The sequence below is a fragment of the Pseudomonas sp. DP-17 genome, assembly GCF_022380625.1.
In the GTDB taxonomy this organism is placed as follows: Bacteria; Pseudomonadota; Gammaproteobacteria; order Pseudomonadales; family Pseudomonadaceae; genus Pseudomonas; species Pseudomonas nitroreducens_A.
Genome location: NZ_JAKSXG010000009.1, coordinates 163,861 through 186,305 on the forward strand (window position 1 = coordinate 163,861; position 22,445 = coordinate 186,305).

Sequence of the window (22,445 nt, forward strand, 5' to 3'; positions counted from 1 at the left end):
CGCCACGCTCAGGTAGCAGCCGAAGGGAGGAGCTAGAGGTCGCCGGTCCAGTGACGCTCGCGCGAAACCAGGCGGGAAGTGGGGAGAGGTAGAGCCTTGATGTTCAACATAATGAACACATTGTGCCAATTTTCCGCTTCCCTGGCAAATCGATCGCCTTGATTCAAGTCATGGATGCCCATGAACAGGCACCCGTGAACCCTGCCGGACCCGGCGCGTCATCAAGGTTGTGCAATATTTTGTTCACTTTGTTCTGCCTGCGACAGCACGCCACACTCATGACCTGCGCCAGTTCGTTCCGGTGTCGGTCCTGCTAGCATCCAGCATCGTTATCCCGTCGGAGACTGTGATGATCGCCCTGCGAGAAGCCTGGAAGGCCGGACTCTTCGGCCGTGAGCATTGGACGCGCAACCTGGTGGCAGGCGTCATAGTCGGGGTGGTTGCGCTACCGCTGGCCATGGCCTTCGCGATTGCCAGCGGGGTGAAGCCCGAGCAGGGCATCTACACGGCGATCTTCGCCGGTGCCCTGGTCTCGCTGCTGGGCGGCAGCCGCGTGCAGATCGCCGGGCCCACCGGTGCCTTCATCGTCATCCTTGCCGGCGTCACCGCGAAATACGGTGTGGACGGCCTGCAGATCGCCACGCTGATGGCTGGCGGGATCCTCGTGCTGCTGGGCGTCAGCCGCCTGGGCAGCATCATCCGCTTCATCCCCTCGCCGGTGATCGTCGGCTTCACCGCCGGGATCGGGGTGATCATCTGGGTCGGCCAGTGGAAGGACTTCTTCGGCCTGCCGGCGGTGACCGGCGAGCACTTCCACCAGAAGCTCTGGCATTTGATCCAGGCGCTGCCACACCTGCACCTGGCGACGACGCTGCTGGCATTGCTGAGCCTGGCGCTGGTGCTGTTCACCCCGCGTATCGCCGCGCTGCGCCGGGTTCCCGGCCCGCTGGTGGCGATGGTGGTGGTGACGGCCATCCAGTCGCTGTTCCATTTCGACGGCGTGGCCACCATTGGCAGCGCCTTCGGCGGCATCCCACAGGGGCTGCCCAGCTTCAGCCTGCCGGAAGTGACCCTGCCGCGCGTGCTCGAACTGATCGGCCCGGCCTTCGCCATCGCCATGCTCGGCGCCATCGAGTCGCTGCTTTCGGCGGTGGTCGCCGACGGCATGGCCGGCACCCGCCATGACTCCAACCAGGAACTGATCGGCCAGGGCATCGCCAACCTGGTCACCCCGCTGTTCGGCGGCTTCGCCGCCACCGGCGCCATCGCCCGCACTGCGACCAACATCCGCAACGGTGGCAACAGTCCGCTGGCCGGCGTCACCCATGCCGCGACCCTGGTGTTGATCCTGCTGTTCCTCGCGCCGCTGGCTTCGAACATTCCGCTCTGTGCGCTGGCGGCGATCCTCTTCGTGGTGGCCTGGAACATGAGCGAGGCGCGGCACTTCCTGTTCATGCTCAAGCGCGCGCCGCGCGCCGACGTGGCCATCCTGCTGGTGACCTTCCTGCTCACGGTGTTCAGCGACCTGGTGATCGCGGTGAACATCGGTGTGATCCTCGCCATGCTGCACTTCCTGCGGCGCATGGCGTCGTCGGTGGACGTGCATGCCGACGAAGGCCCGGAGCTGGACGTGGAGCTGCGCGGCCGCGGCCTCGGCGAGCTGCCGCCCGGCGTGCTGGTCTACAGCATCGAAGGGCCGCTGTTCTTCGGCGCGGCGGAAACCTTCGAGCGCGCGCTGGCCAAGACCCACACCGACCCGAAGGTGCTGATCATTCGTCTGCGCCACGTTCCGTTCATGGACATCACCGGCCTGCAGACGCTGCAGGAAGTGATCGAACAACTGCAGCGGCGGGGCATCGAAGTGCGCCTGTGCGAGGCCAATGCGCGGGTGCTGGGCAAGCTGCGCAAGGCCGGCGTGCTGGAGGAGATCGGCGCGGGGTATCACCCGGATTTCCCGGCGGCGTTGGCGGCGGGTGTGGATCAGTAACGGGAGGATTGGGTGCGTTGGTTTGGCACCCTCTCCCCAGCCCTCTCCCTGAAGGGAGAGGGAGCAGATCGGCGTTACCGGCGTGCTCGGAGTTTCGCTTGAAGCCGAACAGTCCCCTCTCCCTTCGGAGCGGGGCGCGCAGCCAGGGTTAGGGAGAGGGCAAGCCATCGCTGCGAGCTGACAGATCGCGTAGGAGCGGACTCCGTCCGCGAATCCGGCGCGATGCGGACCGATCGCGGACGGAGTCCGCTCCTACCCAACGATCAGCCCTGCATCAGCTCCGCCAACAGTTCCTCCTTGAGCTTCGCCAGCAGCGGTGCACCGCGCTCGCGCGGATGCGGCAGGTCCACCCGCACCTCGTGGCGGATCCGCCCCGGCCGCGCGTCCATGACGATCACCCGGTCACCCAGGTACAGCGCCTCTTCCACGTCGTGGGTGACCATGATCATGGTGCTGCGCTGCTGCACCCAGATGCGCTGCAGCTCGTGTTGCAGGCGCACGCGGGTGAGGGCGTCGAGGGCGCCGAAGGGTTCGTCCAGCAGCAGCACCTTGGGCCGGGTGATCAGCGCGCGGGCGATGGCGGCGCGCTGCGCCATGCCGCCGGAGAGCTGGTGCGGATAGGCCTGCTCGAAACCGGTCAGGCCCACCAGTTCCAGGTGCTCGGCGACCCGCTCGCGCTTCTCGGCGCGGCTGAGCTTCTGGTTCTTCAGCGCCAGGGCGACGTTGTCTTCCACGGTCTTCCAGGGGAACAGGCGGTGGTCCTGGAACACGATGCCGCGCTCCAGGCTGGTGCCGGTCACCGGCTGGCCGTCGAGCAGGATGCGCCCGCTATAGTCGTTCTCCAGGCCGACGATCAGCCGCAGCAGCGAGGATTTGCCGCAGCCGCTGGCGCCGACGATGCTGACGAACTCGCCGGGGCGCACCGCCAGGTCGATGTTCTCCAATACCGGCAGGCTGCGCCCGTCGATGGAATAGGCCTTGCTCAGGCCCTGGATGGCGAGCGCGCCGCGCTGCGCCTGCTGGGCCGGAAGGAGAGCGGGGTCGAGGATCGCGTTCATGGTCTGGGCACTCATGGCAAAAGGCCGAATTCGAGAAGAGCTAGCGCAGGTTGCGCCAGCGCAGCAAGTGGCGCGCGGCGCGGGCGAACAGCTGGTTCATGGCGTAGCCGAGCAGGCCGATGCTGAGCACGCCGATCACCACGATCTCCATGCGCGAGCCGGTCTCGGCGTTCATCATCAGGTTGCCCAGGCCCATGCCGGTGGAGAGGAACAGCTCGCAGCCCACCGAGCTGACCCAGGCGAAGGCCAGCGCGTGCAGCACGCCATTGCTCAGGCTGGGCAGGGCGCCGGGCAGCAGCACTTCGCGGAACTGCTGCCAGGGGCCGAAGGCATACAGGCGGCCGACTTCGCGGTAGCGCTTCTCCACGTCGCGGAAGCCCTCGAAGGCGTTCAGCGTCATCGGGTAGAAGGCGGCGAGGCTGACGATCAGCACCTTGGACGGCTCGCCGCTGCCGAACCACAGGGCGATCAGCGGGATCAGGCCAAGGATCGGTACCTGGCGGATGGTGTGGTACAGCGGCGCGAACAGCCGCTCCAGGGGCTTCGACAAGGCCATGCCGGCGCCCAGCGCGAAACCCGCGAGCACGCCCAGCATCAGGCCCAGGCAGGTGCGCTGCAGGCTGGCGGACACGCTCAGCCGCAGTTCGCCGGTTTGGATCAGCTCGACGAAGCCGGCGCCGATGCGCTCCAGCGGCACGAAGGCATAGGCGGCGCTGGCGCCCTGTTGCGACTGCCAGTGCCAGGCGGCAATCAGCAGGGCCGGCAACAGCAGCCCGCGAAGGCTCTTGAGAACTCGGATCATGGCGTCGGTCTCCAGCGCAGCAGGCGCTTCTCCAGCAGGCGGAAGGCGAAGTCGAGGATGAAGCCGATGGCGCCGGTGACCACCACGCCGACCATCACGATGTCGATGCGCAGCATCTGCCGGCTCAGCTCGATCATCTGCCCCAGGCCGCTGTCGGCGGCGAGCAGTTCGGCGGCCACCAGCACCATCCAGGCGCGGCTCAGGCTGATGCGCAGACCGGTGACGATGGGCGGCGCGGCGGCGGGGAAGGCGACGTCGCGCAGCAGGCTCCACAGCGGCAGGCGGTACACGCTGGCGACCTCGAAGTAGCCGCGCGGAATGCCCTTCACGCCCTCGCTGGCGGCCAGCGCTACGGGGAAGAAGGCGGCCTTGGTGACGATCAGCACCTTGAAGGTTTCTTCCACACCGAAGAACAGGATGAACATCGGGATCAGCGCGATCGACGGCACCTGGCGCAGGGTGTGGAACAGCGGCGCGCAGTAGGCTTCCACGGTCTTCGACAGCGCCATGGCGGTGCCGAACAGCAGCCCGCCGACGGCACCGATGGAGAAACCGATGGCCAGGCGCGACAGGCTGTTCACCACGTGCTCGCGCAGCTCGCCGCTGGCCAGCAGGTCGCGGAAGCTGGCCCAGACTTCCGCTGGTGGCACCAGCAGTTGCGGCGGGAACCAGCCGGCGCGCGCGGCAAGGAACCAAGCCAGCAGGAGGAGCAGCGGCGAGGCGAACCAGCTCAGGCGATCAAAGGTACGGTTTAGCATTCAGCCCTCCTGTCCAAGCAATGGCCCGGTGGCTTGGCGGCGCAGCTTGCGTTGCCAGCAGAACAGCGCGGCCAGCAGCACCAGGGGAATCCAGCAGAGGAACAGGTTGCCCAGCCCGACGACGTGGCTGATCGCCCCGCCGAGCAGCGCTCCGGAAAAACTGCCGGACATGGACGCGAGGTTGAACAGTCCGGATATCTTGCTCTTGTCCATGGCGTGCTCGCCCAGTTGGGCCATGTTCACCAGGTGGATCAGCGCCGCCGCCGCGCTGAGCAGCACGCCGCCCAGGGCCAGCAGCCAGTAATCGCGGGCGATGCCGAGCAGCAGCAGGGCGGCCAGCGCTGCGCCGAGACTGCCGACATAGGCCAGCTTGCGGCCGTTGCGCTCGATCAGGTAGCCGAAACCGAACAGGCCGAGCACCGAGGCCAGCCCCTGGATCATCACCAGGCTCACCGCCTGGCCTTGCGAGAGGCCGGCGACTTCCATCGCCAGCAGCAGGATGAAGGTGCCGAACAGCGCGCTGGTAGCGGCGCTGAGCAGCTCGACCAGGCAGCTCTCGGCGATCTCGACGTTGGCCAGCATGACGCCGACCTGCTGCAGCAGGCCGCCGGTGGCGGCGGCCACGGGCACATCGTCGCTGGGCGCTTCGCCTTCCCAGAAGCCGAGGCTGTAGAAGGCCATCAGGCCGAAGCACAGGCCGATGGCGGCAAAGCCCCAGGTGAAGCTCGCCGCGCCGCTCAGCCAGTTGCCCAGCAGCGGCCCGAGCAGGCCCATGCCCAGGGTCAGCGAGCCGCGGTACCAGCCGGCCTTGTCGTTGCCGATGCGCTTGAGCTGGCGCAGGAAGGCGCTGTTCATGGCGACGATGCGGAACGGGATGCACAGGCCGATCAGCAGGCGCGCAGCGGCCAGCCACAACCAGCCGCCGAACAGCGGGATGGCCAGGTTCAGCAGCATCGGCCCGAGGCTGGCGAGGAAGTACACCCGGCGCGCGCCGAAGCGGGCGATGACGAAGCCGGCGGGCAGGGTGAGGATCACCATGCCCAGGGCCTCCATGGCCGAGATGATGCCGATCTGCATGGCGTTGGCACCGATGCTGATGGCGTAGAGCGTGGTGACGATCTTCGCCATGCCGATGGTGGCGCCGCTGAAGGCCGCCAGCAGCATGAAGTTGAGCAGGAAGGCGGCGGGCCGCGCCGGGCTAGATGGCGACATCGATCTTCCCCAGCAGGGCTTCCAGCGGACGCGGGTCGATCCAGTCGTCGACGCTGAAGTTGTCGCCGATGAAGTCCCAGCGCTGGAGGAACGCGGTGAGATCGCGTAGCGCGTTGATCGAGCGCTCGGCGAGGTTGGTCTGCAGGCGCAGGTGCGCGTCTTCGCCGTAGGCGCTGGCGACCCAGAACTCGCTGGTGTTCAGCTCGCGGGCGAGGAAACGACGAGTTTCTTCCGGGTGTGCCCAGGCCCATTGCTCGGCGCGCAGCACGGTATCGAGCACCCGCACGGCGGCGTCGAAGTGCTCGTCCAGCAGTTGCTGGTCGACGGTCAGGGTGCGTGGCGTGCCGATGTTGGAGCGCACCAATGGCTCGGGGTGCGAGCCGACGTCCATCACCACGTGCAGGCCGAATTCGTGGGCCAGCTGCAGGCCGTGGGCGCCCTTGAGGAAGATCGCGTCGATGTCCCCGCGCAGCAGGCCGATCAGTTCGTTGTTGCGCTGCACCACGCGGTTGCCCTTGAGCGCTACCTGGGCACCGAACACGTGGCGCACCGGGTCGTCGCTGAAGGTACCGCCGTAGGGGTAGTCCACCAGTTCGACGTCGCGTACCTCCAGGCCTTCCAGGCGCAGGGCGTTTTCCAGGCCGCGCAGGCTCTGGGCGCGGGTGAAGTCGATCTGCACGTTGGCCCACTTCGGCAGGCCGAAGCGCCGATGGCGCAGGTCGCGGATGCTGCGCACGCCGCTGTCCGGCGCGCTGACGATCAACTGCACCTCGTCGCTCCACGACAGCCCGATCACCCGTGTGCGCGCGCCGCTGGCTCGGGCCCAGAGGGCCGGGATGTTGCCGCCGTGGCGGACGGAGCAGGGCAGGTGATGGTCGAAATGCGCTTCGCGTACCTCGCGCTCGGACGACTCGCGCAGCGACTGGATGCGCGTACCGAACGGGCGGAAGGCCTGGGCCAGGCGCCCGGACTCGACGGCAATGCCGAGGCCCGTGGGAACGGGACTGTGGGTGTACCAGAGGGTTTCCAGCGGTGTGCTCATGGGGACTCGGAGTTCAATGGCTCCCCTCTCCCCCAGCTTGTTGAGAGGGCGGAGAGGGGCTGGGGGAGAGGGCTCGCCCTCGTGACGTTGATCAGCCGGTCTTCTGTGCCAGGCGGCTGCGCAGGGCTTCCAGCGGGCGCGGGTCGATCCATTCGCGCACGTCGAAGCGCGCCGGTATGAAGTTCCAGCGCTGCAGGAAGTCGGTGAAGTCCTGCAGGGCGAGGATCGAGCCTTCGTCCAGGTTGGTGCGCAGGCGCAGGTGGGCATCCTCGCCATAGGCGCTGGCGACCCAGAATTCGCTGCTGTTGGTTTCCCGCGCCAGGTAGCGGCGGGTGTCGTCCGGGTGCTGGTGCGCCCAGTCTTCGGCGCGCAGCACCGAGGCGAGGATCGCGGTGGCGGCGTCGGGGTGCTGCTCCAGCAGGTTGAGGTCGACGCTCAGGGTGCGCGGCGTGCCGTTGTTGGCGCGGATCAGCGGCTCCGGATGGGCGCCGGTGTCGATCACCGTGTGCAGGCCGAACTGCTGCGCCAGCTGCACGGCGTGGGCGCCCTTGAGGAAGATCGCATCCACTTCGCCGCGCAGCAGGCCGACCAGTTCCGGGTTCTGCCCGCCGCGACGGCGGCCGCCGTGGCCGGTGATGCCGACGATGTTGCTCGGCGCCTCATCGCTGAAAGTACCCTTCAGGCCGAAGTCCACCAGCTCGACGTCTCGCACTTCCAGGCCTTCCAGGCGCAGGGCGTTTTCCAGGCCGCGGATGGCCTGGGCGCGGGTGAAGTCGATCTGCGCGCCGCTCCAGTCCGGCAGGCCGAAGCGCCGGCCCTTGAGGTCGCGCACGGTGCGGATGCCGCTCTCGGCGGTGGTCAGGATCAGCTGCGCTTCATCGGCCCAGGACAGGCCGATCACGCGGGTCTCGCGGCCGCTGGCGCGGGCCCAGATGGCCGGGATATTGCCGCCGTGGCGCACCGAGTTCTGCAGGGTGTGGTCGAAGTGCGACTCGCGCACTGCCTGGTCGGAAGACTCGCGCAGCGACTTGATCTGCGTGCCCTGCTCGGCCAGGGCTTCTTCCAGCCAGCCTTTCTGCACGGCGATGCCAAGGCCCGTGGGAACCGGGCAACGGGTGTACCAGAGGGTGTCGAGGGGTCGGGACATGTTCAGCTCCTTGTGGCTCAGGCGCGGGCCTTGAGTTCGTGGACGTCGGCGCGTTTGCCCTGCACCAGCGGCAGGACTTCCTGGCCGATGCGCAGGGCTTCTTCCAGGTGCGGATTGCCGGCGAGGATGAAGGTGGAGAAACCGGCGTCGCGGTATTCGGCGAGGCGTTCGGCGACGTTCTCGTGGCTGCCGACGAGACCTATGGTCGGTCCCGGCTTGGCCTTGCCGAAGCCGGCCCAGAGGTTGGGGCCGAGGATCAGGTCGTCGAAGCGCTCGACGTTCTGGTGGTAGGCGGTCTGCCGCGCGGCACCGACGGAATCCGAACCGGTGGCGAAGTTCTTGATGAAGGCGCTGGTGCGCGCGTCGATGCGCTCGTACTGGCGGCGCAGTTCGCTCCAGGCGGCCTCTTCGGTCTCGCGGGCGAACAGGTCGATGCGGATGCCGAAGCGGATCTCGCGGCCCTGCTTGTCGGCCAGCTCGCGCACGCGTTCCAGGTGCGGCTTGAGCTTGTCGATGGGTTCGGCCCAGTTCAGGTAAACGTCGGCGTGTTTCGCCGCGACGTCCAGCGCGGGGTCGGAGAAGCCGGAGAAGTACACGCCCGGCTTGCGCACGTTGCGCAGCGCGATGGGCAGCGAGCCGTTCTCCAGCTGGTAGATATCGCCCTGGTAGGAGAACTGCTCGTTCTTCCATAGCCCGTCGATGATGTCGAGGAACTCGCCGGTGCGCTGGTAGCGCTTGTCGTGCTCGAGGAAGTCGCCGTTTGCGCGCTGGCTGGCGGGATTGCCGCCGGTGATGATGTTCCACTCCAGGCGGTCGCGGGACAGGTGCTGGAGGATCGCTGCCTGCTGCGCGGCGTAGGCCGGCAGGGTCCAGGCGGCCTGGAAGGCGATCAGGAACTTGATCCGGCGGGTCTCGCGGGCCAGGGCGGCGGCGGCGATCCACGGCTCCGGGCCGGTGGGCAGCAGCGCGCCCTCGAAACCGGCGATCTCGGCGGCCTTGGCCACCTGGGCGATGTAGTCGATGTAGGTGAAGCCGTCCGGCTCGCCATTGGGCAGGCGGCCCGGGGCGATGTTGCCGGGGCGCTCGATGTGGCTGCCGCGGTTGTTCTTGTCCGAGGCGAGATAGGGACCGTCGCTGCCCAGCGGCAGTCGCCAGAAGAATTCGGTGCTCATGGGCTTGCTCCTTTGCTTGGCGGGGGCAGCGTCGTGCTGCTCGTGCAGGGTCTTGAGCAAGGGCTGTGCCCAAAGGCTGCAGGCCGCGCGGGGCGAGGCTTTCAGGCTGGCGTGCTGCTCTGGCAGCAGGGCGTTTGTCTGTACAGCAGCAGTGCGGCAGCAGGGGATGCTGGGCGGGCAGCAATTTCGCCAGAATTCGGGTTGTTTGAGCCTTCCTGGTTGTCCTTGCTGTTCGTAATTTGCTGATTTAGTTGAATATTTTCGAATGGCACAAGTCCTGCTCAGTCACTGGAACACCGCCACGCGGTTCGCCCATCCCCGACTGCCAGGAGGCATTCCATGTCCACCCTCGATCCGCAACTCGCCCGCCAGCTCGAACAGGTCCGCCGCGATTTCGCCAAGGCCTTCCGCGTGCTCAAGGAAAGCCGCACCCTCACCGCCACCAACACCTACCAGGCCTACGTGCGGGTGCCCGACAGCGACCAGGTGATCGCCGTCCATGCGCCTAACCCCTGGGCCGACGACCAGGAAATCCGCGCGGTGATCGCCACCTGGGACGGCGAGGTGATCCTCGACGAAAGCATCCCCGGCGCGACCCCGCTCAGTGGCCGTGGCGCGGGCGGCAACGGCAAGCGCTACGCGGCGATCTTCCAGGCGCGCCCGGAAATCAACGTGGTGATCCACGTCCACACGCCCTACCTCGGCGGCTGGGCCAGCGCCCACCGCGTGCTGCCGATCCGCTACGCCGCCTCCCAGCGCGTGACCCTGGCCCGCGAGCTGCCGATTTACATCGACCGTCGCCAGCCCGAGCCGCTGTTCATCCTCGACAGGATCGCCGAGAACCCGCACACCCCGGCCATCCTCGAAGCCAACGGCGGCGCGACCTTCTGGGGCGAGGACCTGATCAAGGCGTCCAAGCTGATCCTGCTGATCGAGGAAGGCGCCTACTTCCAGGGTCTCGCCGAAGGCCTCGGCGGCTCCCAGGAATTCGGCCCCGGCGTGCTGGAGCAGCAGTGGAGGATGACCGGCCTCTGGGAGCAGGGGCAGAAGCTGCTGGAAGCGGCGGCCTGAGTTTCGTCCCGGCATGAAAAAGCCCTCTTGCGAGGGCTTTTTTGTGGGCGGAGCTGTGTTTTTCGTGGCACCGGGGGAGCGCCGGGTTTTGGTTCGCGAGCATGGCTCGCTCCTACAGTTACATGCGGAGGCTCCCTGTAGGAGCGGGCCATGCCCGCGACCGCGCGCCGCCGGGCCAGCGCCATCGTGCCCGCCGGCGTAGGAGCGGACCTTGTCCGCGAAATCCCCGAAGGTCGTATCTCGGCGGGCAGGTGTACGCCGATGCGGTGCTCACCGTCGCCGGCCCTGCCGGCGGTTCGCGAGCGTGGCTCGCTCCTACAGGTTCATGCGGAGGCTCCCTGTAGGAGCGGGCCATGCCCGCGATCTTGCGCCGACAGGCCGGCGCTGTCGTACCGGTTGGCGTAGGAGCGGACTTCGTCCGCGATGGACAACAGGCCAGCTCCGAGCAGCCGGCAATCTATCGCGGACGGAGTCCGCTCCTACGCACAGGTCATGGTTTGGCAGCGACGGAAGGCCCGGCATTGCGCTGCCAGAAGCTCTCCAGCTGCAGGTTTTTCAAGCCCTGCTTGACGAACTTCGGTTCCAGCAGATCCTCCACCTTCACCGCATTGCGGATCAGTTTCGCCTTCAGGCTGTAGGCGATGCCGTCGGTGTAGTGCTGGCGCAGGGCGTCGTCGTAGAGAGGGGAAAAGTGCGCGGGCCACGGCTCGCCGGAGACCTCGCGCTGCAGCACGCTCACCGGCACGCCCGAGCGCGATTGCGCTTCCTGGTACGCCGCCTGGTTGGTGTCCTGGGAGACCCACCACGCCGCCTTCAGGTAGGCGTCCACCACCAGTTGGGTGAGGTCGGGGTGGTCCTTGACGAAGTCCCGCGCACCCCACACTTCGGCGCGCATCTTCCAGTCCGCCGGCGCCTCCTTGCTCGACCAGATGATGCGGCCGACCTGCTTGTCTTCCAGCAGGAAGGCATCGCTCAGGGTGAAGAAGGCATCCACCCGTCCGGCGCTCAGCGCGGCGGCGCCGGCCTGCGGGTTGAGGTTGAAGATGCGGAAGTCTTCGAAGCGAAGGTGATTGGCTTCCAGCAGCTTGGCGAACGACAGCTCCCACGGCCGGCCACGGTGCAGGGCGATGCGCTTGCCCTTGAGGTCGGCGATGGATTTCGCCGTGGAGCCCGGCGGCACCACCAGGTAGACGTTGTTGCCGATGCCGCCGGGGACGATCAGCTGGGTCTGCACGCCCGAGGCGTTGGCGATGATCGACGGCAGGTCGCCGTAGAAGGCGAAGTCGATGCGCCGGTTGGCGAATTCTTCATTGACGAAGGTGCCCACCGAGCCGGTGGTGGCGGGCACCCACTCGAGCTTGATGTTGCGCTGGGCCAGTTGCTGTTCCAGCCACTTGTCGCGGTCGATCACCGAGGCGGGGCCGTTGAAGGTGATCTGGCCCGCGTTGGCGTAGGCCACCGTGGCGATGCGCAGGGTGGTCGGTTGCTCGGCGGCCAGGGCGTGGCCTGCGAGCAGCGCGGCGGCGACCGGCAGCAGCCGGCGCAGCGCGCGATGCAGAAGGTTCATGGGAATTACCTCGCTCAGAAGTCGGTAGTGACCGAGACGCCAAAGGTGCGCGGGTCGCCGTACATGACGGCCGCCGTCTGGTAGCCAGTGGGCAGGGTGTGGTTGCGGTATTCCTTGTCGGTGAGGTTGTTCACGTAGGCGGTGATGCGCGTGGTTTCGCCCGGCAGCTCGTAGGTCACCCGCGCGTTGCCCAGGGTGTAGCCGCCGGTGCGCATGTTCTGGCTCTGGTCGTTGGTGAAGAAGTACTGGCGGCTGCGGGTATTCCAGTCGGTGCCCAGCACCACCGCGCCGCCGACGTTGAGCGGGATGCGGTAGTCGGCGCCGATCACTGCCGAGACGTTCGGCGCGCGGACGAAGTGGTTGCCGGAGTAGTCGTTCGGGCCGGAGGTGTAATCGGTGAACTCGGTGTGCAGCAGGCCCAGGCCGAAGTTGAGGTGGAGGTTCTGCACCGGGATGGCTTCGAGCTCGAACTCGGCGCCGTAGGCCTCGCCCTGGGCGCCGTTGGCCAGGCGCGAGACGGTCTGGTTGTTCACCGCGGTGACGATGTTGAGCTGGATGTCCTTGTAGTCGTAGTAGAAGACGCTGGCGTTGGCATTCAGGCGACCGTCGAACCACTCCGACTTCAGGCCCAGCTCATAGGAGGTGAGGTATTCCGGGTCGACCTTGGCCACCGTGGCCTGGCTGGTGACGCCGGCGTTGTAGCCGCCGGAACGGAAGCCGCGGGCATAGCGGAAGTAGGCGCGGGCGTTGTCGGAGATGCGGTACTCCGGGGTCAGGTCCCAGCTGTAGTCGCTCCAGGTGTTGCTCTCGTCCTGGGTGGCGTTGACGATCAGCGGCGACTCGATGTTGCCCGGCTGCCACCAGTGGCCGTCGCCGAAGCGCGCCGTGCCACGGTTGACCAGGCGCTCCAGGTCGATGTCCTTGGTCTCGCGGGTCCAGCGCAGGCCGGCGGTCAGGCTGAAGTCGTCGGTGAAGTTGTAGGTGGTGCTGCCGAAGATGGCGTAGCTCTCGGTCTGCTGGTCGTAGCTGACGTTGTTGTAGTAGCTGGGGATGTAGACGTTGGGCAGGGCCGCGTTGGCGTTCTTCGATTGCAGGTCCTCGTTGAAGTAGTGGAAGCCCAGCACCCAGTTCAGCCGGTCGGTGCGCGGCGAAGCCAGGCGCAGTTCCTGCGACCACTGCTGGCTGTCGGCATAGCTGTAGCTGCGCTGCAGTTCCTGCGGGGTATTGTCGCTGTCGGTCCAGCCGTCGCGGGTGAAGTGCTCGAAGGCGGTGATGGAGGTCAGTTCCAGCTCGCCCAACTGCCAGACCAGGTTGAGGTTGCTGCCGGCCTGGTCGATCTCGGCCTGGTACTTGGCGTTGAAGTTGGCCTTGCCCAGCTTCGGGTCGATGGAATAGCCGAACTGGTTGGTGCCGTTCGGGCGGGTGCCGTAGCTCACGGTGTTGTAGCTGGCGGTGTCGTGGTAGTGGCGGGCGTGGACGTTGAGGTTGGCGTCGAGGTTGTCGTTCACCCGCGCGGCCAGTTGCAGGCGCACGGCGTCGTCTTCCAGCGCGCCCTGGTCGTCGCCGTCATTGATGTTCTCGGTGTAGCCGTCGCGGCCCTGGTGGTGGAAGGACAGCCGCCCGGCCAGCTTGTCGTCCACCAGCGCGTCGCTCACCGCGCCCTCGACGATGCGGTTGGCGTAGTTGCCGATGTCGACCTTGAAATAGCCCTCGGGGCTGAAGGTCGGCTTGCGCGAGATGAAGTTGATCGCACCGCCCGTGGTGTTCTTGCCCCACAGCGTGCCCTGCGGGCCGCGCAGCACTTCCACGCGCTCCTGGTCGAACAGCGGGAAGCCGGTGGCGCTGATGTTGGCGATGTACACGTCGTCGACGTAGATGCCGATCGGGCTGACGGTGTTGGCGCCCTGATCGCCCGTGCCCAGGCCGCGAATCCACCAGCGCGGGCGGCCGTGGCCGTCGGTGGTGCCCGCCGAGGCGTTGGGCGTGTAGCGGGTCACTTCGTTGGCCGATTGCAGCGAGGCGTCGCGGATCTTCTCGCCGCTGAGCACGGTGATCGGCGCCGGCACTTCCTGCACCGACTCCTCGCGCTTCTGCGCGGTGACCACCACCTTGCCCAGGGTGGGCGCGGCACTGCTGTCGTTGTTCGGCCGGGTGTCGCTGTCGTCCGCCACGGCGTTCTGGCTGGCCAGTCCCCCCAGACTCAGGACGATGGCGAGGGAAAGGGTGCTGCGTTTGAACATGGTGTCCCCAGGGGGCGGCGAAAGGACGGCCGGCTCTGTGGTGCTCGGTCGTCGCCGCAAGGCATCTAGCTGTTATTGCGCTGCTCTTGTGCTGGCTCACGCGTGATAAGGCCGGTTGGCTTGCAGGGGCTATCGCAACATCCGTACCGCTTTTGGGGTTGATCTCAATGTATTGATCTATAAGGGAATTTCTTGTTTCGTGTGGCTTCTGTGCTGCTGGGGAAGCAGCCCGTGCTGGCGTATCGCTGCCTGGGCAGCAGCGCGGCAGCAAGGGAAAGGCCCTGCGCGGAACGCGCAGGGCGGTGGCTCAGATGACCTCGCTTTCGCGCAGGCTTTGCGGGCTCTCCAGCGTGATCCGGGCGATTTCGTCCTTGCGCAGGAAGGCGACGCCCGGATGGCGCTTCGCGTACTCCAGGAAGGCGTCCCAGGCGCGAACCATCTGTGGCGTACCGCTGATGCGGTCATGGGCGCTGAGGGACATCATCCGTCGCCGCCCGGCGGCTTCCTGGTAGAGCTGATCGAATTCCAGCTTGATCTGTTCGAGGAACTGGCTGGGCGAGTAGTTGCGCCCCTCCACCAGCAGGATGTCGTTGTTGCGCAGGGTGTAGGGCACCACCACGAAGTCCCGGCCGTTCACGGGCTCGATGAATGGCTCGTCGCGGCTGAGGTCGTCGATGTGATAGCGGTAGCCCAGCTCCTGCAGCAGCGACAGGGTATTGGGCCCGCGCCTCAGCCAGTTGCAGTTGTAGCCCTGGGGGCGCTGGCCGGTGACTTCCTCCACCATGTCGCGGGCGGCGACGAGGAAGGCGCGCTCCTCGTCGCGGCTCATGGCGTACTGGGAACTCCAGCGCGGACCATGGGCGGCGGCCTCGTGCCCGCGCCGGACGATTTCCCGCGCCAGGTCGGGGCTGTGTCGGACGGCTTCGCCGATCATGTGCGAGGTCACCTTGATCCCGTGGCGATCCCAGAGGTCGAGCATGCGCGGGATGCCCTCGCGGTAGCCGTAGGCGAACCAGCTGTTGGCGGCGGCGTCGGCGGGGACGCTGTCAGGGAAGTCCACGCGGGGGAAGGGGCTGTCGGTGCCCTTGAGCGGCTGGCCACCTGCTTCGAACTGCATGGAGATGGAGATGACCAGGCGGATGCCGCCGGGCCAGAAGCGTCCGTTGGCGGTGGCTTTGCTGCTTAGGGGTGGCGTCGCCGCGCCGGCCGAGCCTGCGCCCAGTGCCATGCCGGCGGCGATGACGCCGACGCCGGTGCCGACCTGGGTGATGAAGCTTCGGCGGCCGAGGCCATTGTGCTCGGTAGTCATGGTGGCCTCCGTCAGTTCGATACCACGCCGAGTTGGCGTAGCAGGCTGAGGTTGTCTTCGATGTGCCAGTTGTCGGTGATGCGGCCGTCGGCGATGCGATAGATGTCGGTGGCGATGAAGTCCACGGCCTGTCCGGCGCCCTGGTGGCCAAGGAAGGGGCCGGTGAAGCGGCCGCTGAAGCGCAGGTGCAGGACCACGCGATCGCCCGTCACCAGCATCTGCTCGATACGGCAATGCAGGTCGGGGATCGCGGCCTTCATCATGGCCGAGGCCTTCAGCGGTCCCTCGATCCCTTGTGGTCGACCGGCGGGCAGGGTGCGGTCGGTGAAGCTCTCGGCCAACGCCTGGTGAGCGAGTGCAGGGTCGCCGCTGTCCCAGAACGTGGCGTAGCGGCGTGCGGCGAGAATCTGCGCATCGAGCCGGGGCTTGGGCAGCGATGCGTCGGCAATCAGCTGCCCGGGCTCCAGCAGGGGCGGGCTGGCGGCGATGGCCGAGCCGGCGGCGAGCAGGGCAAGGGTGGCAAGCAGGGGACGAAGGTGAGGCATGGCGAACTCCGGTCAGGGCGCTTCGAGGCGCGGTGGCCGTCATTCTCTGTTGCTGGTATCGATGGAAATACGCTAGATACGTCGATGCATTCTTTCTGTTTCGTGAAGAGTTGGTCGAATGATCGATAACCTCGTCAATCTCGTGGCCTTCGACCGGATCGTCAGCGCTGGCAGCTTGTCCGCTGCGGCGCGCGAGCTGGATGTGTCCCTGGCGGTGATCAGCAAGCGCCTGGCCCAACTGGAAGGCAGCCTGGGTGTGCGCCTGTTGCAGCGCACGACTCGCAGACAGGTGTTGACCGAAGAGGGGGTGCTGTTCCATGCCCAGGTGCTGCGTATCCTGGCGGAGGTGGATGCGGCGAACGCACTGATCTCGCGCCGGCGCGAGAGTATCGATGGCCTGTTGCGCCTGACCGCGCCGATCGACTTCGGTCGCCGTTGGATCGCCCCGCTGCTGGCGCGATTCCAGCAGCTTCATCCACAACTGTCGGTGCAGCTGGAACTGAGCGACAGCCTGATCGACCTGCTCGAAGGCGGGCTGGACATGGCCGTGCGGGTCGGTGCGCTGGAGGATTCGTCGCTCATCGCGCGGCCACTGGCGGACAACTACCGTGTACTGTGCGCGGCGCCTGCGTACCTGGAGGCACGGGGCGAACCGGCACATCCGGCCGAGCTGCTGCGTCATCGCTGTATCGTCAATGGCGAACAGCCCCGCAGCGAGTGGCGATTCGTTGCCGCCGATGGTGAGCGCATCGCCGTGCGGGTGCAGGCCAGCCTGTTGAGCAATGATGGCGGTGCCGTGCATGCGTGGCTGCTCGCCGCTGGCGGCATCGCCTTGAAATCGATCTGGGACGTGGGCGAGGACATCGCCGCCGGCCGCTTGCGACGGGTGTTGCCGGATTACCGCGTGCCCAGTGCGCCGCTGCATGCACTCTACCCCTATGCCCGGCATGTACCGCCCAGGGTCCGTGCCTTCATCGAATTTCTCCGCGAGCAGTTGGGCGAGAGGCCGGAACTTTCGTCGTAACGGCTCTGGGACCGGCTCGCTGCTGGTAAAGTGAGGTCACGTACGACCTGGAGTTGGCAATGAATACCCTCCTGCCGGAACGCCCCCTGCAACGCTTCGCGCGCAACCTGCGCGGCCGCGATTTCGTGGTGGGGGATGTGCACGGCCATTTCGAACTGCTCGAACGCCTGCTGGAACGGGTGACATTCGATACCGCCGCCGACCGCCTGTTCGCCGCCGGCGACCTGGTGGACCGTGGGCCCTATTCTCCGCAGGTGCTCGACTGGCTGGCCAAGCCCTGGTTCGCCTCGGTGCGCGGCAACCACGAGCAACTGGTGATCGACGTGGTTCTGGCCGGCGATGACCGCGACCTGCACTTCCGCAATGGCGGCGCCTGGTTGTACAAGCTCACGCCGGTAACCCGCGAGCGCATCGCCCGGCGGTTGCAGCAGTTGCCGCTGGTGATCGAAGTCGAACTGGGGGAGGGGCGGCGCGCCGGCATCGTGCATGCCGAGGCGCCGGTCTCACCGGCCTTTCCAGACTGGGACAGCGGCGTTGCCGCACTGGCCGGCGAGTTGGGCGATAGCGCCCGGCGCAATGCCGTTGGCCTGGCCATGTGGGCACGCACGCGGATCGAGAAGGAAGACGCCACCGTCATTGCCGGGCTGGAACGCCTGTACGTCGGCCATACCGCGCAGAGCACCGTGCGCCCGCTGGGCAACACCCACTACATCGACACGGGCAGCGGCTACGCCGACGGCTGCCTGAGCCTCGTCGACATGCATAGCGGCAAGGTGGAAACGGCGGCCGTACGCTGAACGGCCGCCGGCGCGGTCACTCGCCGCGGATGTACTGCTCCAGTTGCTGGATCAGTTCGGCCTGTTCGGCGATGGCAGCCTTCACCAGGTCGCCGATGGAAAGCAGCCCGAGCAGCTCGCCGTTCTCCACCACCGGCAGGTGGCGCAGGTGGCGCTCGGTCATGATGCCCATGCACTTGTCGACGTTCAGGTGGGTATCCACGGTGATCACCGGCGCGGTCATCACTGCGCTGATCGGCGTGTCTTCCGAGTTGCGCCCCTTGAGCGCCAGGCGCCGGGCATAATCGCGCTCGCTGAAGAAGCCGACCAGCTGGTTGGCCTCGACCACCGGCAGGCCGCCGAGGTTCTTCTCCGCCATCAGGCGCAGTGCATCGATCACCAGCGCATCCGGGGCGATGGTGTAAACCTGCTGGTCCGCCTTGGCGTTCAACAGCTGAGCCACAGTCTTCATTCGTACCCCCTGTTCGTTGTTCACGGCGCGATGCCCGTGGTTCATAGAGAATCGTGGACGAAATGCGATCCGGCAAGGTCGGAAAGCGCCGTCCGCCATCACGGAAGCGTCATCCCTCTGCCGCGCGACTTATACTGTGATTCCCTTCCCTGTTTCCCCCCACGAAAGACCGGCCATGACTGACGAAGACCTCGACCTCCACGAGCCCGAACACGACCACCTGCTGGACCTCGACGACGACCTCGACGGCCTGCTGGAGGAGGATGCGGCGTTCTTCGAGGACCCGTCCGGCGATCGCGAGGAGGAGGACGAGGACCTGGAGGAGTACCAGCCCGGACTGGACGACGATCTGGACTGACCTTCGGACGATATCCGGGTGTCATGATGGGCTGGCAGAATGCTGGCCAGACAATAAAGAGAAAGCACCATGCGCAATGTCACGCTCGCCCTGGCCGTTTCCCTGCTCTGTGGATGCTCTTCGGACATCCGCCGGGATGACCGCACCGCGCCCATCTCGTTGTACCGCGACACGCGCCACGTGATGGTGGTGAACTTCCAGCCCGACGCCACGGTGGCGGCCAATCCGCGCTGGGGCGCGCTGAAGGCCAGCTGGCGCGAGGCGCTGCGCGACGAAGCGGGCTCGGCGGACTACCAGCTCACCGAGCAGGACGGCGAACCGCGCGCCACCGACACCCTCTCCACTCTGGTGGTGATCGAGGTCGGCGCCGGCCATGGCGCCAATAATCGCTCCGGCAACGATGGCCAGGAATGGATCAGTTCCACCGTGCGCTACCACGACGGCCTGACCGGCCAGCTGCTGGCCTCGCGTCGCTACGAAAGCGAGGCCGACGGCGATCTGTTTGCTTCGATGGGCTCGTCGGAAGTCAGCGCGGTGTCCGAGCAGATAGTCGAAGAGATCACCAGCGCCCTGCTGGTGGCGCGCCCGTCCCGCAGCCTGTCGGCGCCGCGCCCCGCCACCACGCCGGTGCAGCCGCCCGAGGCCGTGCCGCAGCCGGTCTCGCCCACAGCGGCGGAAACCGTTGCCCATGTCTCCCGGCCGCTGAGCCAGGAGCAGCAACTGATGGAGCTGCAGCAGCGCAACCTGCCGTACGAGGAATACCGCGACGAGTATCGGCGGATCATGGGGCGCTGAACGCCCGCGCGCTCTAAAGCGATAATCGCTGGCTGCTAGAACCAGCCGCCGCTCGACAGCTCCTGCTCGCAGCTCTTGTACTGGGCGCCGTACTGCGAGGCGCGCGCCTGGACCTTCTGTGACGTCGTCTTCAGCCACGGCTTGGCGTCATAGCTGCGCTGGCGGTAGCCGCCCCAGCCCTCGTGATAATTCAGGTACTGGCCGTAGGCGTCCCACTTGGAGACACGGTTCACACTGTAGGTCTTGTTCATGTACCAGCCCATGAAGTCCAGCGCGTCGGCGAAGTCGTCACGGTCGGCGCCCCAGCCTCCCGCCTCCTTCTTGTAGTCCGCCCAGGTCTCGTCCTTGGCCTGGGCGTAGCCGTAGGCGGAGCTGACCCGGCCCCAGGGAATGAAGCCAAGGAAGTAATAGCGCGGCGGCAGGGCGTCGTGCTTGAAGGAAGACTCCTGGTACATCATCGCCATCGGGACCTGAATCGTCCCGCCCCAGCGCTTTTGCACCTGCAGCGCCGCCTCGTGCCATTTCGGCTTCTCGCGGAATATCTCGCAGAGGTTCTCGGGGTGCGCCGGTGGCTTGGTGGCGCACCCGGCAAGAGCCAGGAGCAGGGCGGGCAGCAGAAGCCGGAGCATGGGCGGTTTGTCCTTTTCTCGCGCGATGGCGCAAGGCTTATACAACCTTGGGTGGCGAAGAGGAATCGTCGAGTGTCGAGGGTTTTCCCGGCCCTGGCGGCAGTCGCCAGGGCTGGCCGGCGCGGTGCTGGCCGGCAGAAATAGAAAAGCCCGCTCGGGGCGGGCTTTTCAGGCGGTTCCGCAGATGCCTGAGGCAGTCTCGAAACCGGTAGGTGGCGCACCAGGCGGGATTCGAACCCACGACCCCTGCCTTCGGAGGGCAGTACTCTATCCAGCTGAGCTACTGGTGCGTAACGCCGCGGCTGGCGCGGCAGGCGGCAATCATACGCATCTCCCGTGCGGGCGTCCAATGCAGGTACGCTCGTTCATGATATCGAACGAAAACAGCCGCCTGTCGGTAGAAGTCCGCCGAAAACCCGTTGCAAGCGGATGCCCTGGTGGGTTTTGTCGATCGAGCTATTGCCCTTTGCAGTCGAGGGCCCTAGGATTCGTTTGAGATTTCAAACGCCTCCCCATCACAACAACAGGAGACCGGAGCATTGGCATCACACCAGCCGGCCATCAGCCTGCGGGATGACAGTCTTCCGTTGCACCCACCGCATGCCCCTTGTGGCAGGTCTCCGTGCGGCTTCCGTCGATCAGCGTACCGGAAGGTTGTAGGGCAGTCGTACTCCTGGGCAGAGCCTGGGAACCTGTGCGTGAACGAGTTCAACCAGACCGGGCAATGACCCCGGTCTGCGTTTTTTCGTGTCCGCATGCCGAGCGAACTAAGAGCCGTTCGCCGGGCGTCGCCTCCATAGCAGGGCGACATTCGTCTGCAGCGTCGATACTGCTCGGCCGGGACGAATGAACGGCAGAGACCGCGGTCTCTCCCATCCAGACAACAAGGCAGGCGGGGACTCGAGGTCGACCCGCCGTCCACAGGCTTTCCTCGAAAGGAGACAGGTCATGCAACTCAATGATGCCAAGCTGTTCCGCCAACAGGCTTACATTGACGGTTCCTGGGTCGATGCCGACAACGGCAAGACCATCAACGTGAACAACCCGGCCACCAACGAGATCATCGGCACCGTGCCGAAGATGGGCGCCGACGAAACCCGTCGTGCCATCGAAGCTGCCGACAAGGCCCTGCCGGCCTGGCGTGCGCTGACCGCCAAGGAACGCGCCAACAAGCTGCGCAAGTGGTTCGACCTGATGATCGCCAACCAGGACGACCTGGCGCGCCTGATGACCATCGAGCAGGGCAAGCCGCTGGCCGAAGCCAAGGGCGAGATCGCCTACGCCGCCTCCTTCCTCGAGTGGTTCGGCGAAGAAGCCAAGCGCATCTACGGCGACACCATTCCGGGCCACCAGCCCGACAAGCGCATCATCGTGATCAAGCAGCCGATCGGCGTGACCGCGGCCATCACCCCGTGGAACTTCCCGTCCGCGATGATCACCCGTAAAGCCGGCCCGGCCCTGGCCGCTGGCTGCACCATGGTGCTCAAGCCCGCATCGCAGACCCCGTACTCCGCCCTGGCCCTGGCCGAGCTGGCCGAGCGCGCCGGCATTCCGAAAGGCGTGTTCAGCGTCGTCACCGGCAGCGCCGGCGAAGTCGGCGGTGAGCTGACCAGCAACCCGATCGTGCGCAAGCTGACCTTCACCGGCTCCACCGAGATCGGTCGCCAGCTGATGGCCGAATGCGCCAAGGACATCAAGAAAGTGTCCCTGGAACTGGGCGGCAACGCTCCGTTCATCGTGTTCGACGATGCCGACCTGGACGCCGCCGTCGAAGGCGCGCTGATTTCCAAGTACCGCAACAATGGCCAGACCTGTGTCTGCGCCAACCGCCTGTACGTTCAGGACGGCGTGTACGACGCCTTCGTCGAGAAGCTGAAGGCTGCCGTGGCCAAGCTGAACATCGGCAACGGCCTGGAGCAGGGCGTCACCACCGGCCCGCTGATCGATTCCAAGGCTGTCGCCAAGGTCGAAGAGCATATCGCCGACGCCGTTTCCAAGGGCGCCAAGGTCCTCACCGGCGGCAAGCCGCACGCCCTGGGTGGCACCTTCTTCGAGCCGACCATCCTGGTCGACGTACCGAAGAGCGCCCTGGTGTCCAAGGACGAGACCTTCGGCCCGCTGGCGCCGGTGTTCCGCTTCAAGGACGAGGCCGAAGTCATCGCCATGTCCAACGACACCGAATTCGGCCTGGCTTCCTACTTCTACGCCCGCGACCTGGCCCGCGTGTTCCGCGTTGCCGAGCAGCTGGAATACGGCATGGTGGGTATCAACACCGGCCTGATCTCCAACGAAGTGGCGCCGTTCGGCGGCATCAAGGCCTCGGGCCTTGGCCGTGAAGGTTCGAAGTACGGCATCGAGGATTACCTCGAAGTCAAATACCTCTGCCTCGGCGGTATCTGATCCGTTTTTTCCGTGGGCGCAAGGTGGCAGGCAAGAGCTGACAGCCACCTTCGCGTCGGCGTTTTCCGGTGGTAGCACCGG

General features: G+C 66.5%; 20 protein-coding genes and 1 tRNA gene. 7 read left to right on the forward strand and 14 right to left on the reverse strand.

All coding sequences use genetic code 11. The features are described from left to right. Positions 1 to 349: 349 nt before the first annotated feature. Positions 350 to 1,987 carry a sulfate permease gene (sulP, locus tag MJ122_RS15255; protein ID WP_239744713.1) on the forward strand — a complete coding sequence of 546 codons (1,638 nt, stop codon included), beginning with the start codon at positions 350 to 352 and terminating at the stop codon, positions 1,985 to 1,987. Between the two features lie 263 nt (positions 1,988 to 2,250). Here the strand turns inward: sulP and MJ122_RS15260 are convergent, their stop codons facing one another. The 7 genes from MJ122_RS15260 to MJ122_RS15290 all read right to left on the reverse strand — a co-directional run bounded on the left by MJ122_RS15260 (position 2,251) and on the right by MJ122_RS15290 (position 9,178). Then, positions 2,251 to 3,045 carry an ABC transporter ATP-binding protein gene (locus tag MJ122_RS15260; protein ID WP_239744863.1) on the reverse strand — a complete coding sequence of 265 codons (795 nt, stop codon included), beginning with the start codon at positions 3,043 to 3,045 and terminating at the stop codon, positions 2,251 to 2,253. 40 nt (positions 3,046 to 3,085) lie between these two features. Continuing rightward, positions 3,086 to 3,847 (reverse strand): ABC transporter permease, encoded by a 762-nt coding sequence (locus MJ122_RS15265; RefSeq protein WP_239744714.1) that lies wholly within the window; start codon positions 3,845 to 3,847, stop codon positions 3,086 to 3,088. Then, complete coding sequence (locus tag MJ122_RS15270) at positions 3,844 to 4,605, reverse strand: ABC transporter permease (RefSeq protein ID WP_239744715.1); 762 nt, start codon at positions 4,603 to 4,605, stop codon at positions 3,844 to 3,846. The genes MJ122_RS15265 and MJ122_RS15270 overlap by 4 nt, the downstream gene beginning before the upstream one ends. Next, positions 4,606 to 5,817 (reverse strand): MFS transporter, encoded by a 1,212-nt coding sequence (locus MJ122_RS15275; protein WP_239744716.1) that lies wholly within the window; start codon positions 5,815 to 5,817, stop codon positions 4,606 to 4,608. Continuing rightward, positions 5,804 to 6,859 carry an ABC transporter substrate-binding protein gene (locus MJ122_RS15280; protein ID WP_239744717.1) on the reverse strand — a complete coding sequence of 352 codons (1,056 nt, stop codon included), beginning with the start codon at positions 6,857 to 6,859 and terminating at the stop codon, positions 5,804 to 5,806. The genes MJ122_RS15275 and MJ122_RS15280 overlap by 14 nt, the downstream gene beginning before the upstream one ends. A gap of 91 nt (positions 6,860 to 6,950) precedes the next feature. Then, positions 6,951 to 8,006, reverse strand: coding sequence for an ABC transporter substrate-binding protein (locus MJ122_RS15285; protein ID WP_239744718.1), 1,056 nt, complete (start codon positions 8,004 to 8,006; stop codon positions 6,951 to 6,953). A 17-nt stretch (positions 8,007 to 8,023) separates the two neighbouring features. Continuing rightward, positions 8,024 to 9,178: an LLM class flavin-dependent oxidoreductase gene (locus MJ122_RS15290; protein WP_045213251.1), complete on the reverse strand. Its 1,155-nt coding sequence runs from the start codon at positions 9,176 to 9,178 to the stop codon at positions 8,024 to 8,026. A gap of 339 nt (positions 9,179 to 9,517) precedes the next feature. Between MJ122_RS15290 and MJ122_RS15295 the strand changes: the two genes are divergently transcribed. Continuing rightward, positions 9,518 to 10,249 (forward strand): class II aldolase/adducin family protein, encoded by a 732-nt coding sequence (locus MJ122_RS15295; protein WP_239744719.1) that lies wholly within the window; start codon positions 9,518 to 9,520, stop codon positions 10,247 to 10,249. A gap of 490 nt (positions 10,250 to 10,739) precedes the next feature. On the opposite strand, the gene MJ122_RS15300 is transcribed toward MJ122_RS15295, so the two are convergent. The 4 genes from MJ122_RS15300 to MJ122_RS15315 all read right to left on the reverse strand — a co-directional run bounded on the left by MJ122_RS15300 (position 10,740) and on the right by MJ122_RS15315 (position 15,910). Then, positions 10,740 to 11,816 (reverse strand): ABC transporter substrate-binding protein, encoded by a 1,077-nt coding sequence (locus MJ122_RS15300; protein WP_239744720.1) that lies wholly within the window; start codon positions 11,814 to 11,816, stop codon positions 10,740 to 10,742. 14 nt (positions 11,817 to 11,830) lie between these two features. Further along, positions 11,831 to 14,056, reverse strand: coding sequence for a TonB-dependent receptor (locus MJ122_RS15305; protein WP_239744721.1), 2,226 nt, complete (start codon positions 14,054 to 14,056; stop codon positions 11,831 to 11,833). Positions 14,057 to 14,363: 307 nt separating this feature from the next. Continuing rightward, a complete protein-coding gene (locus MJ122_RS15310; RefSeq protein ID WP_239744722.1) occupies positions 14,364 to 15,365 on the reverse strand; it encodes a polysaccharide deacetylase family protein in 1,002 nt (333 codons plus the stop codon). An 11-nt stretch (positions 15,366 to 15,376) separates the two neighbouring features. Further along, positions 15,377 to 15,910 carry an ester cyclase gene (locus MJ122_RS15315; protein WP_088415856.1) on the reverse strand — a complete coding sequence of 178 codons (534 nt, stop codon included), beginning with the start codon at positions 15,908 to 15,910 and terminating at the stop codon, positions 15,377 to 15,379. A 118-nt stretch (positions 15,911 to 16,028) separates the two neighbouring features. Between MJ122_RS15315 and MJ122_RS15320 the strand changes: the two genes are divergently transcribed. Further along, the gene (locus tag MJ122_RS15320) at positions 16,029 to 16,934 is read left to right on the forward strand and encodes a LysR family transcriptional regulator (protein WP_239744723.1); all 906 of its coding nucleotides are present in this window, start codon (positions 16,029 to 16,031) and stop codon (positions 16,932 to 16,934) included. A gap of 59 nt (positions 16,935 to 16,993) precedes the next feature. Next, entirely contained in the window at positions 16,994 to 17,731 is a 738-nt protein-coding gene (locus MJ122_RS15325; RefSeq protein ID WP_239744724.1) for a metallophosphoesterase, read from the forward strand. A gap of 16 nt (positions 17,732 to 17,747) precedes the next feature. On the opposite strand, the gene MJ122_RS15330 is transcribed toward MJ122_RS15325, so the two are convergent. After that, positions 17,748 to 18,182, reverse strand: a complete 435-nt coding sequence (locus MJ122_RS15330; protein WP_081518744.1) for a CBS domain-containing protein — start codon at positions 18,180 to 18,182, stop codon at positions 17,748 to 17,750. Between the two features lie 175 nt (positions 18,183 to 18,357). Here MJ122_RS15330 and MJ122_RS15335 point away from each other — a divergent pair, with 175 nt between their 5' ends. Next, the gene (locus MJ122_RS15335) at positions 18,358 to 18,540 is read left to right on the forward strand and encodes a hypothetical protein (RefSeq protein ID WP_239744725.1); all 183 of its coding nucleotides are present in this window, start codon (positions 18,358 to 18,360) and stop codon (positions 18,538 to 18,540) included. 69 nt (positions 18,541 to 18,609) lie between these two features. Next, complete coding sequence (locus MJ122_RS15340) at positions 18,610 to 19,335, forward strand: hypothetical protein (protein ID WP_239744726.1); 726 nt, start codon at positions 18,610 to 18,612, stop codon at positions 19,333 to 19,335. A gap of 35 nt (positions 19,336 to 19,370) precedes the next feature. Here the strand turns inward: MJ122_RS15340 and MJ122_RS15345 are convergent, their stop codons facing one another. Then, positions 19,371 to 19,964, reverse strand: a complete 594-nt coding sequence (locus MJ122_RS15345) for a hypothetical protein (RefSeq protein WP_239744727.1) — start codon at positions 19,962 to 19,964, stop codon at positions 19,371 to 19,373. Between the two features lie 213 nt (positions 19,965 to 20,177). Continuing rightward, positions 20,178 to 20,254: transfer RNA gene (locus tag MJ122_RS15350), tRNA-Arg, on the reverse strand. A 658-nt stretch (positions 20,255 to 20,912) separates the two neighbouring features. Here MJ122_RS15350 and gabD point away from each other — a divergent pair. Further along, positions 20,913 to 22,364 (forward strand): NADP-dependent succinate-semialdehyde dehydrogenase, encoded by a 1,452-nt coding sequence (gabD, locus tag MJ122_RS15355; protein WP_088415861.1) that lies wholly within the window; start codon positions 20,913 to 20,915, stop codon positions 22,362 to 22,364. Positions 22,365 to 22,445 lie beyond the last annotated feature (81 nt).

Excerpts from the sequence above, each read along its gene's own strand:
- sulP (WP_239744713.1), top strand. The coding sequence starts at position 350 with ATGATCGCCCTGCGAGAAGCCTGGAAGGCCGGACTCTTCGGCCGTGAG.
- MJ122_RS15260 (WP_239744863.1), bottom strand. The coding sequence starts at position 3,045 with ATGAACGCGATCCTCGACCCCGCTCTCCTTCCGGCCCAGCAGGCGCAG.
- MJ122_RS15265 (WP_239744714.1), bottom strand. The coding sequence starts at position 3,847 with ATGATCCGAGTTCTCAAGAGCCTTCGCGGGCTGCTGTTGCCGGCCCTG.
- MJ122_RS15270 (WP_239744715.1), bottom strand. The coding sequence starts at position 4,605 with ATGCTAAACCGTACCTTTGATCGCCTGAGCTGGTTCGCCTCGCCGCTG.
- MJ122_RS15275 (WP_239744716.1), bottom strand. The coding sequence starts at position 5,817 with ATGTCGCCATCTAGCCCGGCGCGGCCCGCCGCCTTCCTGCTCAACTTC.
- MJ122_RS15280 (WP_239744717.1), bottom strand. The coding sequence starts at position 6,859 with ATGAGCACACCGCTGGAAACCCTCTGGTACACCCACAGTCCCGTTCCC.
- MJ122_RS15285 (WP_239744718.1), bottom strand. The coding sequence starts at position 8,006 with ATGTCCCGACCCCTCGACACCCTCTGGTACACCCGTTGCCCGGTTCCC.
- MJ122_RS15290 (WP_045213251.1), bottom strand. The coding sequence starts at position 9,178 with ATGAGCACCGAATTCTTCTGGCGACTGCCGCTGGGCAGCGACGGTCCC.
- MJ122_RS15295 (WP_239744719.1), top strand. The coding sequence starts at position 9,518 with ATGTCCACCCTCGATCCGCAACTCGCCCGCCAGCTCGAACAGGTCCGC.
- MJ122_RS15300 (WP_239744720.1), bottom strand. The coding sequence starts at position 11,816 with ATGAACCTTCTGCATCGCGCGCTGCGCCGGCTGCTGCCGGTCGCCGCC.
- MJ122_RS15305 (WP_239744721.1), bottom strand. The coding sequence starts at position 14,056 with ATGTTCAAACGCAGCACCCTTTCCCTCGCCATCGTCCTGAGTCTGGGG.
- MJ122_RS15310 (WP_239744722.1), bottom strand. The coding sequence starts at position 15,365 with ATGACTACCGAGCACAATGGCCTCGGCCGCCGAAGCTTCATCACCCAG.
- MJ122_RS15315 (WP_088415856.1), bottom strand. The coding sequence starts at position 15,910 with ATGCCTCACCTTCGTCCCCTGCTTGCCACCCTTGCCCTGCTCGCCGCC.
- MJ122_RS15320 (WP_239744723.1), top strand. The coding sequence starts at position 16,029 with ATGATCGATAACCTCGTCAATCTCGTGGCCTTCGACCGGATCGTCAGC.
- MJ122_RS15325 (WP_239744724.1), top strand. The coding sequence starts at position 16,994 with ATGAATACCCTCCTGCCGGAACGCCCCCTGCAACGCTTCGCGCGCAAC.
- MJ122_RS15330 (WP_081518744.1), bottom strand. The coding sequence starts at position 18,182 with ATGAAGACTGTGGCTCAGCTGTTGAACGCCAAGGCGGACCAGCAGGTT.
- MJ122_RS15335 (WP_239744725.1), top strand. The coding sequence starts at position 18,358 with ATGACTGACGAAGACCTCGACCTCCACGAGCCCGAACACGACCACCTG.
- MJ122_RS15340 (WP_239744726.1), top strand. The coding sequence starts at position 18,610 with ATGCGCAATGTCACGCTCGCCCTGGCCGTTTCCCTGCTCTGTGGATGC.
- MJ122_RS15345 (WP_239744727.1), bottom strand. The coding sequence starts at position 19,964 with ATGCTCCGGCTTCTGCTGCCCGCCCTGCTCCTGGCTCTTGCCGGGTGC.
- gabD (WP_088415861.1), top strand. The coding sequence starts at position 20,913 with ATGCAACTCAATGATGCCAAGCTGTTCCGCCAACAGGCTTACATTGAC.